Source organism: Clostridium pacaense (genome assembly GCF_020709765.2).
In the GTDB taxonomy this organism is placed as follows: Bacteria; Bacillota; Clostridia; order Lachnospirales; family Lachnospiraceae; genus Enterocloster; species Enterocloster hominis.
In genome coordinates, this window is the sequence record NZ_JAJFEB020000014.1 from 12,766 (window position 1) to 26,707 (window position 13,942).

General features: G+C 50.9%; 10 protein-coding genes. 9 read left to right on the top strand and 1 reads right to left on the bottom strand.

Translation table 11 applies throughout. The features are described from left to right. Positions 1-11: 11 nt before the first annotated feature. The 9 genes from deoD (at position 12) to LK536_RS49625 (ending at position 12,477) form a co-directional block, all read left to right on the top strand. Complete coding sequence (deoD, locus tag LK536_RS49585; RefSeq protein ID WP_008726715.1) at positions 12-734, top strand: purine-nucleoside phosphorylase; 723 nt, start codon at positions 12-14, stop codon at positions 732-734. A gap of 6 nt (positions 735-740) precedes the next feature. Continuing rightward, a complete protein-coding gene (locus LK536_RS49590; protein ID WP_008726713.1) occupies positions 741-1,934 on the top strand; it encodes a phosphopentomutase in 1,194 nt (397 codons plus the stop codon). A gap of 540 nt (positions 1,935-2,474) precedes the next feature. After that, on the top strand, positions 2,475-4,415 hold the full coding sequence (locus tag LK536_RS49595) for a sensor histidine kinase (RefSeq protein WP_227796542.1): 1,941 nt from the start codon (positions 2,475-2,477) through the stop codon (positions 4,413-4,415). Continuing rightward, a complete protein-coding gene (locus tag LK536_RS49600) occupies positions 4,412-5,923 on the top strand; it encodes a response regulator transcription factor (protein WP_227796543.1) in 1,512 nt (503 codons plus the stop codon). The genes LK536_RS49595 and LK536_RS49600 overlap by 4 nt, the downstream gene beginning before the upstream one ends. Before the next feature lie 191 nt (positions 5,924-6,114). Continuing rightward, positions 6,115-7,290 (top strand): BMP family ABC transporter substrate-binding protein, encoded by a 1,176-nt coding sequence (locus LK536_RS49605; RefSeq protein ID WP_227796544.1) that lies wholly within the window; start codon positions 6,115-6,117, stop codon positions 7,288-7,290. Between the two features lie 32 nt (positions 7,291-7,322). Beyond that, positions 7,323-8,837 carry an ABC transporter ATP-binding protein gene (locus LK536_RS49610; RefSeq protein WP_008726708.1) on the top strand — a complete coding sequence of 505 codons (1,515 nt, stop codon included), beginning with the start codon at positions 7,323-7,325 and terminating at the stop codon, positions 8,835-8,837. Continuing rightward, complete coding sequence (locus LK536_RS49615; RefSeq protein WP_227796545.1) at positions 8,834-9,952, top strand: ABC transporter permease; 1,119 nt, start codon at positions 8,834-8,836, stop codon at positions 9,950-9,952. Before LK536_RS49610 ends, LK536_RS49615 begins: the two co-directional genes overlap by 4 nt. After that, a complete protein-coding gene (locus LK536_RS49620; RefSeq protein ID WP_227796546.1) occupies positions 9,949-10,812 on the top strand; it encodes an ABC transporter permease in 864 nt (287 codons plus the stop codon). Before LK536_RS49615 ends, LK536_RS49620 begins: the two co-directional genes overlap by 4 nt. Before the next feature lie 186 nt (positions 10,813-10,998). Continuing rightward, positions 10,999-12,477 carry a sulfatase gene (locus LK536_RS49625; protein ID WP_227796547.1) on the top strand — a complete coding sequence of 493 codons (1,479 nt, stop codon included), beginning with the start codon at positions 10,999-11,001 and terminating at the stop codon, positions 12,475-12,477. 531 nt (positions 12,478-13,008) lie between these two features. On the opposite strand, the gene LK536_RS49630 is transcribed toward LK536_RS49625, so the two are convergent. Continuing rightward, positions 13,009-13,647: a GntR family transcriptional regulator gene (locus LK536_RS49630; RefSeq protein ID WP_008726702.1), complete on the bottom strand. Its 639-nt coding sequence runs from the start codon at positions 13,645-13,647 to the stop codon at positions 13,009-13,011. Positions 13,648-13,942: the final 295 nt, after the last annotated feature.

The window sequence follows — 13,942 nt, forward strand, 5'->3', positions numbered from 1 at the left end:
AGGTTTATATTATGGGAACACCACACAATAGCGCTGCACCAGGGGAAATCGCAAAAACAGTATTGATGCCGGGAGATCCGCTGAGGGCGGAATTCATTGCCAAGAACTGGCTGACCGATGTGAAGTTAGTGAATCAGGTCCGCAACATCTATGCATTTACAGGCAGATACCAGGGCAAAGAGGTTACTGTCATGGCCAGCGGCATGGGGATGCCGAGTATCGGTATCTATTCTTATGAGCTGTTCACTCAGTATGGGGTGGAGCGGATTATCCGTATCGGTTCCGCAGGCTCATATACGGAAAGGCTTAAACTGTATGATGTTGTCCTGGCAGAGGAATGCTGGAGCGAGTCCAGCTTCGGAAAGACCCAGAATGGTGATGAGGCAGATGTTAAATATCCGGATGCAGACCTTAACAAGGTGATAATGGAAGCCGGGAAGGAATGCGGGATTGAGGTGAAGCCTGCAAAGATACACTCCAGCGATGTTTTCTACAGTGAGCCTGGAATGGATGGTTTTAAGGAAATCCATGAAAAGCATGGCTGTGAATGTGTGGAGATGGAGAGCTTTGCACTGTTCCACAATGCCAGGGTACTGGGAAAGAAGGCTGCCTGCCTGCTTACCATCTCTGATTCCATGGTGACCGGGGAGAAGACAAGCGCAAAGGAGCGTCAGGAGGCATTTGGCAATATGATGGAAGTTGCGCTTAAGGCAGCTGCCATGATGGAGGATTAAGACGGGATGGGAAAATTCAAACGTGTATTTGTGATTGTAGTTGATTCTTTCGGAGCCGGAAATGGAAAGGATGCAAAGGATTACGGGGACCAGGGCGCGGATACCATGGGGCATATCGCTGACAGCGTGGACCATTGGGAGATTCCTAACTTACAGCGCCTGGGGCTTGCCAACCTGCACCCGTTAAAAGGGGTGGAGCCTGTTTCAAAGCCCGCCGGATATTATACTGTCATGAATGAGGAAAGCTGCGGCAAGGATACCATGACAGGACATTGGGAGCTGATGGGGATTAAGACCGTGAAGCCATTCGTGACATTTACGGAGACAGGATTCCCGCAGGAGCTGATTGAGGAGTTAGAGAAACGCACCGGACATAAGGTAATCGGCAATAAGAGTTCCAGCGGAACCGAGATACTGGATGAGCTGGCAGAGGAAGAGATTGCCACCGGGCATATGATTGTTTATACATCCGCGGACTCCGTACTGCAGATATGCGGCAATGAGGAGACCTTTGGCCTGGATGAGCTGTACCGCTGCTGTGAGATTGCAAGGGAACTGACCATGAGGGATGAGTGGAGGGTGGGACGTATCATCGCCAGGCCCTATGTGGGGAAGAAAAAGGGTGAATTTAAACGGACCAGCAACCGCCATGACTATGCGCTTAAGCCAACCGGAAGGACTGCATTGGATGCGCTGAAGGACAATGGATATGAGGTTATTTCCGTTGGTAAGATAAGGGATATCTTTGACGGGGAAGGCATCACCAAGGCATATAAGTCCAAAAGCTCTGTCCATGGCATGGAGCAGACCGTGGATATCATAAGGGATGAGGAGTTTGAGGGACTTTGCTTCGTGAACCTGGTGGATTTTGACGCGTTGTGGGGACACCGCAGGAATCCGGAAGGGTATGCAAAAGAAGTGGAGATGTTTGATGTGAAGCTGGGGGAGGCGCTGGCTGGTCTTAGGGAGGACGACCTTCTGATGATTACGGCCGACCACGGCAACGACCCAACCTACTCAGGCACGGACCACACTAGGGAGCAGGTGCCCCTTCTGATGTATTCGAAGAAGTTTGAGGGAGCAGGAAGGCTGGAGGAAACAGATACATTCGCAGCCGTTGGAGCTACCATTGCGGAGAACTTTGGCGTGAAGATGCCGGAGGGGACCATTGGGGAGAGTATATTGGGGAAGTTGGTTTGATGGATGGAGGTTTGGCGGGGAGACGTCCGCGAAGGGGGCCAGGGCGGGCCTTATCTTGAGGTGAGGCAGGCCCAGCCGGGGGATTCATTCGGGCGGCGGGCCATAGGACGCTAAGTTCCGGAGGGGCAGCTTCTAAGGCCCTGACAACAAAAAAGACGGAGGATCGGTGCTATTCACGTAGAAATCCTGAAGGACTTTCTACGTTCAGAGCACCTTGGATTCTGGCTTTGATGCCAGAATCCACCTCCGCCTTTTTTGTTGCCAGAACCTAAGAAGCTGCGGCCTCCTCCACTATGCGTCCTATGGCCCGCCGCCCGAATGAATCCCCCGGCTGCGCCCGCCCTCCTCAAGATAAGACCAGCCCTGGCCCCCTTCGCGGACTGGGGGATTCCGGGAATGATATGAAAGGATTTCTATTGGTTAATGGATGAGTGGTTCTGGAACTTGTAATCCCGGTTATAAATTAATGGGGAATCGTCTGCAAGTATGGTATAATCGATAGCATAGGCCGGTAATCCTGTCTCATATAAGGAGACTGTCATGACTTCGAAGAATAAGGTAAGTTATATTAAAAGACATTTCCTCATATTGTTCCTGTTGGTGGTTATATTGGTGGGAATCATGGGGACCGCAATCATACGTTTTTCTAAAGGTGTGGTGGGGAATGAGATTATTAAATTACACCAGGCTATATTGAAACAGTCTGCCAATGGTACGGCGGATACGCTGGGCTCCCTGAAGGAGAGCCTTTCTAATATTGCCCAGAATGCCAGGGTGACACAGTGGCTGGCACAGGAGGAAAAAACAGCGTATGCAGAAGCTGGCTGGACACAGGATACCGGTGATTCCATGGACGGATATGTGGACGGGCTTGTGCAGGATGAGATTTATAAGAATTATAAGCGGGGGAATATTTTCAGGATTTATATCTATGACCTGCAGGGACTGCGATACAGCAGTGACCGGCCGGTGGTTACCTGGGAAACTGCCGTGGATTATATTAAAAAGGCAGCGCCGGTGGGGGAGGATATGCCGGATTATGTGCTGTTAGACGGACCTGTCCGCAGCGATGAGGGAGGTCTGTACAGGCATGGTTTTTATCTGATAGAACCAGTCAAGGACCTGCTCAGTGAACAGGTGGAGGGGTATGTGCTGATGCATTTCAGCGAGAAGGTCCTGTATGATTCATACTCGGATATGAGGGGGAAGGACAGGAAGTTCTGTATTGTCAGCAACAGCGGAACCCTTGTTTCAGGGGAGAATAAGAGCGAGATTGGCGGATGGCCGGCTGTTGGGGAACCGATGATGGGTTCTGGACAGGAATCAAAGCAGGCGCTGGACCATGGGCTGTACCAGATGGATCATGGGCTGTACCAGACAACAGGCCAGGGGACAGATCAGGAACCGGGAAAGCTGCCGGCAGGAGGCCTGGCTCTGGATTCAGGCACATCCGGTTTCATCCCTGTGGCAGGATACCGGACCGTGGCGGACCAGGGACAGGATTATATGTATTTTTATGAAAATATCCTGGGAACGGACTGGTATCTGATGGAGCGGATTAATGTACATGAGATATGGGCGACACTTGATAGGACCGGGTATTTCAGCCTCCTTTTGATTGCAGCCTTTGTGCTGTGCCTGTATCCCCTGACTATATTTTCCAGGAAGCGGATCATCAAACCGGTGGATAAGATTAAGGATAAGATGAGCCAGGTGGCAGAGGGACGGTTTGATGTGCGGATCAGCAGCCAGGAACGGGGGAAGGGTGAGTTTGCGGAGATTGCGGATTCTTTTAATTACATGGTGGACCGGCTGGAGAAGCAGGTGGAGGAGATACGGGCCATGGACCGCAAGAAGCACCTGCTGGAACTGGATTTCCTTCAGGCCCAGATTAACCCGCATTTTATATATAATACCTTAAGCTCCATCCGGTTTTATGTGGAGATGGGGAAAAATGAAGAGGCAGAGGACATGCTGATTGATTTCTCCAAAATCCTCAGGAAGACGCTGTCCCGGACCGAACAGTTCATTACACTGCGGGAGGAAATGGAGACGCTGAGACATTATGTTAACCTTCAGAAGGCGAGGTACAGGGAACGGGTCGAGGTGGTGTTTGATGTTGAGGAAAGCACGCTTCCAGCCCTTGTACCGGATTTCATCCTCCAACCCATTGTGGAGAATGCAATTTTCTACAGCCTGAAGGAGGATAAGGTATGCCATATAAGGATAAAAAGTTATATGGACCAAGGAAACCTTTGTGTCAGCGTGAAGGATGACGGGGTTGGGATGGATGCTGAGAAAATCAGCACGGTCCTGAATAAGGATATGAACATCAACAAGGTAGGGATTAAGAATGTGAATGAGCGTCTGAAACTGAATTTTGGGGATGTTTATGGGCTGAAAATCATAAGCGAGGAAGGCCGGGGAACGGAGGTTATCCTGGTGATGCCTTCCACCACTGAAAGGAAGCGGCTGAGATGAAGATATTGATTGTGGATGATGAAACCCCTATCCGGGAGTGGATTCAGTTCAGTATTGAGCGGGGCGGGAACCCTGAGTTTGAGATTGCGGCGGTGGCTGAAAGCGGGAATGAGGGATTTGATATGGCTCTTAAGCATCAGCCGGATGTGGTGATTACGGATATTAAAATGCCGGGCATGGACGGGATTGAATTGATGAAGAAGGTCCTGGAGGTCAGCCCTTATACGAATTTTGTCATCCTGACCAATTACGCCGAGTTTTCCTATGCCAGGGAGGCTGTGACCTATGGCGCCAAGAAGTATCTGCTTAAGTCGGAGCTGCGTGGACGTGATATCCTCAGTACGTTGGAGGAAATATACGGGGAAATACAGGAGAAGGCCGGGAATAAGGAAAAGGACTGTTATTCCAACGGTTATCTGGATATCTTTGACTGTTATTATAATCTGGATAATAAGGAGTTCCTGGAGGATTTCTGGAAAAGGCATGGCTTCAGGCCCGGGGAGCTGTTCCTGGTTACGGCGTTTGAACAGAGGGACGGCGTGAGGCAGAAGGAGGTAATGGACCGGCTTGTGGGGGAGAGGAAAATCCATGCCATTGGCCCGGCCCTGAAAAACAGGAGCATTTACCTGATATTCCAGGCTGGGAGCGGGGATGAACTGACGGAAGCAGCAGAGTGGTTTTCAGAAGGCTGCCGGAGGGAGAATCTGGGGCTTATGGTGTCCGGTCATATGGGGAAGGGACTTGCATCCATCATGGAAGCCATTGAGGAGGCGGAGAAGATGCTGCGCTACACATTCCTTCTGGATACTGGATATCTGAGGATAGAGGATGCAATGGAGCTTTTGCCCCTGGACCGGGCGTCCATTAAGAAGAACTGCCAGAAAATCCTGGCGGGTATCCTGTATGAAGGGGAGGAGGTCATCCAGGAAGCGTTGGTGCAGTGGTTCCAAAGCCTTCACGGCGCGCCGTTTGCGGATATCCAGTGGGTGAAGGAGATGTGCATCCAGCTGGTGATACGTATTGAGGAGATATGTGCGGCCCACATACCGGATTTCTCAGAGGAGCATCATCAGGATATGGACTGGACGCTGAAGGTATGCGGCGGGTTGTGCAGGAATCTGGTAAACAGGATTTACTCTGAGGATAATTTCAGATACTCCCAGAGCGTGCGGGATGCCATACGGTATATCCATAATAATTACAACAGGGACATTTCCCTGAATGAGGTGGCGCAGTATATATACCGTTCCCCGGAATACCTGAGCCGGCTTTTTAAGTCGGAAACAGGGGAGAAGTTCAGCAGTTACCTGATGTCCTACCGGCTTAACAAGGCAAGGGACATGCTGATTAACACGGATATGAAGATATATGAGATTGCCTATGCGGTTGGTTATACCACGCCCAGTTATTTTTCTAAAATGTACAGGGATTTCATGGGAGTGGGACCGGAGGTCACCCGGAGCCAGAGGAATACAGGCGGCGCCCGGGGAACGAAGGCGGACAGATGAGGGACGTGGCAGGACATATGTCAAAATAGTTGCATAAAGTTAAAAAAGTTGCATAGACCAGCGGCTGCTGACCAGAAAAAGTTAAAATACTTTTTAAAATGGTTGGCAGCCTTTCTTTATATATAAACTATTTTGTATTAAAATTCCTAATAGATAAAGACATATTCACAGCGTGATAAAAGGAGGGCACTATGAGGAAGGTCAGATTGACAGCATTATGTTTGGCAATGGTTATGGGAGTTTCACTTGTTGGCTGCGGAGGAAGCCAGGGATCTGGCAACGGAGGCAGCGGCGCAGGAGGCACCACGGCTGAGGCTGGGACGGATAAGAAGGAAAATGCCGGAGGCAGTACAGACGGTGGGTCCGGTTCAGGCAATACGGCAGAGGGGGCAAAGGACGGTTCCAAGATGAAGGTAGGGCTTGTGCTGAGCACAGGCGGTCTGGGGGATAAGAATTTCAACGATATGGCCTATGCCGGGATTACAAAGGCCCAGGAGGATTTTGGGATTGAATTTGACTATGTGGAGCCCAGTTCAGTCAGTGACCTGCTTCCGCTTGACAGGCAGTTTGCTGAGACTGAGGAATATGACCTGATCATTGCCATTGCCAGTGACCAGGAGGAACCCATTACCGAGATAAGCGAGGAGTTTCCGGACCAGAAGATTTCCCTTCTGGACAGCGCGGCTGAAATCGATGGCGTGAGCACGGTGCAGACCGAGTGGAGTGAACAGACCTTCCTGGCAGGCGTGATTGCGGGCATGGGGACATTAAGCGACATGGAACTGGCCAATGAGGATAATGTGATTGGCGTGATTATGGGAATGGACCTGCCAAACCTGAGGGAAGGCGTTGTGGGATTCACGGCCGGGGCCAAGTATGTGAATCCGGATGTGGAAGTGCTGGAAGGCGTGGTCGGCGCGTTTAACGACCCGGGTAAGGGCAAGGAAATGGGACTTTCCATGTACAGCAAGGGCGCTGATTTCATCCAGTGTATAGCAGGCGCGTCCGGCCTTGGTGTGTTCGGCGCTTCAAAGGAAGCTGACCGCTACGCCTTTGGCGTGGGACCGAACCAGAATGGGGAGGATCCTGACCACATTGTGGCATCCTCTGTGAGAAGCGTGGATGAGATGGTCTACAATGAGGTCAAGAGTATAGTGGAAGGCACATGGGAGCCGGGGCTTCACATGAGCGGCATGAAGGAAAATGCAGTGGGCTGTGATATGGAAGGCTCCAATGTGGCGGTTCCCGATGATATCAAGGCAGCGGTCGATGATATCAGAGGCAGGATTGCATCAGGAGAACTGGTGCCCTGCAAGAATGCGGATGAATTAGATGCATGGGTACAGGCAAACCAGTACACAAAATAAAAGGGGTTTAAAGGGTTACAGGAGGAAAGGCAATGTATGCAGTTGAAATGAGGAACATTACAAAGCAGTACCCCTTGGTCCGCGCCCTTGATAATGTGGATTTCCTTCTTGAGGAGGGGGAAATCCTCTCCCTCCTGGGGGAGAACGGGGCAGGCAAATCCACATTGATGAAAATCCTCTACGGCATCTGTAAGCCGGACGAAGGGGAGATTTTCGTGAAAGGTACGGCTACGGCCATCAAATCCCCGAAACAGGCCATAGATTTGGGGATTGGGATGGTGCACCAGCATTTCATGCTGACACCGGTACTGACAGTGACGGAAAATATCGTTGTGGGGTGCGAACCTGTAAAGGGGATTGTGTTTGACCGGGAAACAGCGGAACGCAAGGTGCAGGAGATGATTGACAGGTACGGGTTTGGAATCCGGGCTTCCCAGAAGGTAAGCGGTCTGTCTGTGGGGGAACAGCAGAAGGTGGAAATCCTGAAAGCGATTTACCGCAATGCTGATATCTTAATATTGGATGAGCCGACAGCAGTTCTTACACCTCAGGAGGTTGAAGAGCTGTTTCATATTTTAAGGGAGTTAAAGGCCCAGAATAAGAGCATTGTAATCATCACCCACAAGCTGAAGGAGACGCTGGCCATTGCGGACAGCATCAGCGTGCTGCGCGATGGGAAAATGATTACCGGCCACGTATCCATCAAAGGGGCCACCGCGGACAGCCTGGCCCAGATGATGGTGGGCCGTGAAGTGACCCTGGGCGTTTCAAGAAAGGCCAGGTCTGTGGGCGGGACAGCGCTGCGGGTCAGGGATATCACCCTTAAGAAAAAGGACAGATACATACTCAACCACATTTCCCTGGAGCTTAAGAAGGGGGAAATCCTGGGAATCGCGGGCATTGAGGGAAATGGACAGACAGAACTGATTGAATGCCTTACAGGAATCTGCCATCCGGACAGACTGGATATGGAGAAGGATGGGCAGCCCATAAAGGGCGGGCCGGATGAGTTCATAAGGAAAGGCATCGGCCATATCCCGGAGGACCGCATGACCAGGGGACTGGTGCTTGATCTGTCCATTCTGGATAATATGATTCTGGGCTACCAGGGCCGTTTCCAGAAAAACGGAATCCTGGACAGGAAGAAAATGAAACATTTTGCCGACAGCCTTTTACAGGAATTCAGGATTAAGGCGCCTAACCCGCTGGTGAAGGCAAGTTCCCTTTCCGGTGGAAACCAGCAGAAAATCGTAATCGCAAGGGTTTTCAGCGAGGACCCGGACATCATCATTGTGGCCCAGCCCACAAGGGGTGTGGACATCGGAGCCATGGAGTATATACATGAACGCCTCCTGGACCTGCGGGATGAAGGAAAGGCAGTGCTGCTTATCTCGGCTGACCTGGATGAGGTGAAGAGCCTCAGTGACCGTCTCACCGTGATTTATGATGGGGAGCTGGTGGCAGAAGGGCGGCCGGAAGAGTTTGACGATATGGAACTGGGACTTCTGATGACCGGGGCCAAAGGAGAAAGGAGGGCTTCCATATGAGCGGCACAGGAAGTAAGGCGCCCGCCACAGGCGCTGCAAAGCAATCATACGGTGTAAAGGCCGTCCTGGCTAAGAACATGTCTTTTACAGCCCTGATCCTGGCCCTGATCCTGGGCGGGGTAATCATGTTCATCTGCGGGTACAATCCATTTGAGGCATATGGGGCAATCATGAAGGGCGCTTTCGGGGGCAAGAAGGCCATATGCCAGACACTGGTGCAGGCAACGCCGCTGATATTTGCAGGGATGGCCTATACGGTGGCTAAAAGGGCGAACCTGATTAACCTTGGAATCGAAGGGCAGCTTTATATCGGGGCATTGGGGACATCCATGTTTGCCCTGCTCCCCCTTAACCTTCCTCCGGTTCCCTGGATCATACTTGCCCTGTTATGCGGAATGGTTTTTGGCGGGCTGTATGCGGGACTGGTGGGATTCATGAAGGTACGTTTCGGCTCCAATGAGGTAATCGCCACCATGATGCTTAACACCATTGCGGTGAACTTTGTGGAGTACGCGGTGAACTATCCCCTGAAAGAGGAGGGGAAGAGCATTGCCCAGACAGCCAAGTTTGCTGAAGCCATATGGCTTCCTAAAATCGTGGATAAGACACAGCTCACAATTGCCATCATCATTGCGGCAGCGGCCTGTATCGTCATTAAGCTGCTCTTTGACCGGACCGTGATCGGTTACGAGATTAAATGTGTGGGGCAGAACCTGAAGGCATCGGAAACAGCCGGAATCCGCATTGGAAAAGTAATGATCATCGCCATGCTGATCAGCGGTGCCATTGCGGGACTCCTGGGAGGCACCCATGTGATGGGCGTGGACAGGCGGCTGATTGCAGGATTTTCCTCCGGTTATGGTTTTGACGGCATTGCGGTAGCAGCACTGGCGGCTGACAGGCCGGTGGCCGTCATACTCTCCGGCATTATTTTTGGTGCCCTGAGGGCAGGGTGCATGGTGCTTAACAGGACCACGGGAGTGCCCACGGAATTCATTGATGTGATCCAGGCACTGATCATCCTTCTGGTCGCGGCGCCCCTTCTTGTAAAGGAAATCCTGAGGATGAACCGGAAACATACAGCCATATCCGTGAAAGGAGGCAGGACGGCATGAACCAGATAATATCCATATTCACATCCACCTTCAGCATGTCGGTGCCGCTGATCCTGGCGGCCCTGGGAGGCGTCATATCGGTAAGAAGCGGCATCATGGCCCTGGGACTTGAGAGCATGATGACCATGGGGGCCTTCTGCGGCGTTCTTGGCTCCTATTATACGGGAAATGTGGCTGCGGCCATTCTCTGCGGCGTTGCCGGGGGCGCGCTGTTCGGCCTGTGCCATGGGATTTTAAGCGTGCGCTATAAAGTAAACCAGGTCATCAGCGGAATCGGGCTGAATCTTCTGGCAGTGGCTGCCACCACCCTTCTCATGCAGCTGATCTGGAACAACAAAGGATCGTCCCCCCAGGTTGCTTCCATTAAGCAGGGAGTGCTTACATCGCCCATTACATTTATCATGCTGGCAGCGGTTGCGGCAGAATATTTTGTATTGTTTAGGACGCGGTTTGGCCTGCGCCTGAGAATGGTGGGGGAGAATCCCAAGGCCGCAGCCACGGTGGGACTTCCGGTACACAGAATCAAATACATTGCAGTGGTATGCTGCGGCATGCTGGCCGGTCTGGGCGGCGCCTACCTGTCCATCGACCATCTGGATATGTATGTAAGGGATATGTCGGCTGGCAGGGGATACATTGCCGTGGCCATCATGATACTGGCAAGATACAATCCAATCATGGTTGTACTCTGCGCCCTGATATTCGGCTTCTCTGACGCAGTGCAGATAAGTCTTCAGGGATATGGGGTGCCGTCCCAGATCATGGCAATGATCCCATATATCGTGACCCTTCTGGTGCTGGCATTTGGCGTAAGGCAGATTACACCGCCTGCAGGGGTTGGGGCACATGATGACGAGTAGGGATGCGGCGTAAGACTGCAGGGTGAAGATTTAATGTAAAGATGTAATGTAAAGATGTAATGTAAAGATGTAATGTGAAGATGTAATATACAGATGTAATATACAGATGTAGTCCGGAATCTAAGAATGTATCACATGAAGGTGAAACAGATGTAACAAATAGAATGATAAGGAGAAAATAAGCAGATGAGAGCAATTATGGTAATGTTTGATTCCCTGAACAGGCACATGCTTCCGCCCTATGGCTATAAGGATATCGTGGCACCGAATTTTGAGCGTCTGGCGTCCCGTACAGTGACCTTTGACAACTGTTATGCGGGAAGCCTTCCCTGTATGCCTGCCAGAAGGGAAATACATACGGGGAGGTATAACTTCCTTCACCGGAGCTGGGGCCCCCTGGAACCATACGATGATTCCATGCCGGAAATCCTTAAGAACAACGGTATTTACACCCATCTGACCACGGACCACTGGCATTACTGGGAAGAAGGGGGATGTAATTACCAGACAAAATATAATACCTTTGAGTTTGTGCGGGGACAGGAGGGGGACTGCTGGAAGGGAAGGATTAAATGGGAGGCGCCGCCTCATATTGACGGCCGCAAGGATGCATGCGGGAGACAGGAATATATTAACCGCCATTATATGAGGGAGGAGGAAAACCAGTCCATTGCAGTGAATTTTTCCAATGGCCTGGATTTCATAGAGGATAATCATGAGGAGGATGACTGGTATCTCCAGCTGGAGAACTTCGATCCCCACGAACCATTTTTCACCCCGCAGAAATATAAGGATTTTTATAAGGATGGGTATGACGGCATCATGTTTGACTGGCCGGGCTACCATGAGGTGGCTGAGACGCCGGAGCAGGTGCAGCACTGCATCAATGAGTACAAGGCCCTTGTGACCATGTGTGATACATACCTTGGCAAGGTGCTGGATATGATGGATAAGTATGACATGTGGAAGGATACCATGCTGATTGTGAATACGGACCATGGGTTCATCCTCAGTGAACATAACTGGTGGGGAAAGGTCATGATGCCGTACTTTAACGAGATTGCCCATACGCCGCTGTTTATCTGGGACCCAAGGGCAGGGGTCAGAGGGGAACGGCGCCAGGCCCTGGTGCAGACCATAGACCTTGCGCCTACCCTGCTGGACTTCTTCCATCAGGATATCCCGGAGGACATGCAGGGAAAATCACTGTATCAGACCATGGTGGATGATACCCGGATCAGGGAGTATGCCCTGTTCGGCCAGCACGGTGTCCATGTAAACATCACGGACGGCCGGTATGTGTACATGAGATGCCCGGTGCCGGATAAGGAAAATGAACTGTTTAACTATATCCTTGAACCCTCCAGCTATCCCGGCGCCATCGGCGTGGAGGAAATGCGCACAGCCAAGTTATGTGAGGGATTTGCATTTACAAAAGGCATGCCTGTCCTGCAGATTAAAGGCGGATACGGAATCAGTACCCTTGGCTTCCCGCCCAGGAAGCTGATGGAGTATGGCACAATGCTCTTTGACCTGGAACAGGATCCCAAACAGGAACATCCCATCCGGGATGACGCAGTGGAGGCGCGGATGAAGATGAATATGGTGCGCCTTATGGAGGAGAATGATGCGCCGGCGGAGCAGTATGTGAGGCTGGGGTTGTGAGGTGGGTACGTCCGCGGAGCGGGCCAGGGCGGGCGTTACCTGGAGATGAACCGGACAGGGCCGGAGGATTCATTTGGACGGCGGGCGGTAGGACGCTAAGTTCCGGAGGGGCAGCTTCTAAGGCCCTGACAATATAAAAGACGGAGGATCGGTGCTATTCACATAGAAATCCTGAAGGACTTTCTACGTTCAGAGCACCTTGGATTCTGGCTTTGAGGCCAGAATCCACCTCCGTCTTTTATATTGTCAGAACCTAAGAAGCTGCGCCCTCCTCCACAATGCGTCCTACCGCCCGCCGCCCAAATGAATCCTCCGGCCCCGTCCGGCTCCTCCAGGAAACGCCCGCCCTGGCCCGCTCCGCGGACTGGGGATTCCGGGCATGACAGGAGAGAAAATATTATTATTCATATTAATATTGTGCACATTAGTTTGACCTTACTGATATGTTTCCTTCTAGGTAGATAAGTAAAAAATAAAAACCTGTTACCTGGGAGCATATCAGATATTCTTTTTTTATTACATTTTAAATCCTCACATCGTCGTACTATCTTCAATATCCGCCTTCAGGATATTAGACGCCATACTATAGTTTTTCTGCTTCAGGTAATCCACGATTGCCACGTGGAGTCCGTCCGCATCGTAGAAGATGGGGGAGTGCCATTGGCGGGAGCGTTTTTGGGCGTAGAAACGTGTCTGGGTGGCCATGGATTCCTGGAGTCTTTTGTAAGCGTAGTCATTCCGGTAATTGGAGAATAAAAGCAGGTGGAAGTAAATGTTGTCCTGCCAATGTTCCAGGGCGGTCAGGCCCTCGCCCTGGCGCTGCTGGTGGTTCAGGTTGTGCTGTTCCAGCTTTTCTATGAGGGCATCGTCTATATAGGAGCCGTACTGCTGCATGAAGCCGCACTCCAGGGAGATGCGGTAGCGTATGATGTTCTGTATCTCTTCGGCGCTGATTTCCGTTACCTCGTAACCGCGTTTGGGAAGGTTGCGAAGTACGCCCTCGCTGCATAGCTGTATCAGGGCTTCGCGGATGGGGGCGCGGCTGACTCCGTATTTTTCCATCAGGTTCTTTTCGTGAAGAATGCTTCCTGGCGTGTAAACGCCGTTGACTATATCCGAAAACAGATGGTGATGTATCTGCTCTTTCAGGTTCATTTCCTGGCTAATCATATTAGATGTATCCTTTCTTGGGGAATGTCATGCTATCATGTTTATGCAATCAGTATAGAATATATTGGAAGCAAAATCAATACCAAACAAAATAAATAAAAAAGCATTAAAAACCATTATAATCCCCCTCGTGAAAAATGTAAATAGTCATATTAGATTTTTGGGCTGTTTTGCGTAATGGTGGGCAATATATATGTTTTTATAAGGGATGATGGAAAAATAATATAAATATTAACTAAAAATGCTTGACATTTAGATAAAAACTGATATGATTAGTTTTGTGAGATACAGCAAA